Consider the following 389-nt stretch of genomic DNA (forward strand, 5'->3'; position numbering starts at 1 on the left):
TTCCTTCACTTACGGGAATTCCTTCGTCGTCCTGCGTGGCGTTACACAGATCAACAATGCCGATTCGCCGGTCGCCGTGGTGGTCGATGGCGTGCCCCAGAATAACCAGAAGCAGCTCAAGATGAGCCTATTCGATATCGAACGCATCGAAGTGCTGAAGGGTCCGCAGGGAGCGCTGTACGGACGCAATGCGATCGGGGGCGCCATCAACATCGAAACGAAGGCGCCTTCGAACCAGCGCGACGGCTTCGCGTCGTTCGAAGCGGGCAACGGCCACCTGCGCGAGCTGTCCGCGGGCCTCGGCGGCGCACTGGTGGAGAACAAGCTGTTCTACCGCATCGCGGCGCAGGGCAAGCAGTTCGGCGGCCTGATCGGGAACACCTTCAATG

At 61.4% G+C, this 389-nt stretch carries 1 protein-coding gene; it reads left to right on the forward strand.

Features of this window, described 5'->3' with window-relative positions; genetic code table 11:
- Positions 1 to 389, forward strand: a 389-nt coding sequence (locus FGG79_RS21475; RefSeq protein WP_171051043.1) for a TonB-dependent receptor plug domain-containing protein, incomplete at both ends; no start/stop codon positions are given.

Origin of the sequence: Bacillus sp. BHET2, from assembly GCF_005938125.1 — a bacterium.
GTDB lineage: Bacteria > Bacillota > Bacilli > Bacillales > Bacillaceae_B > Rossellomorea.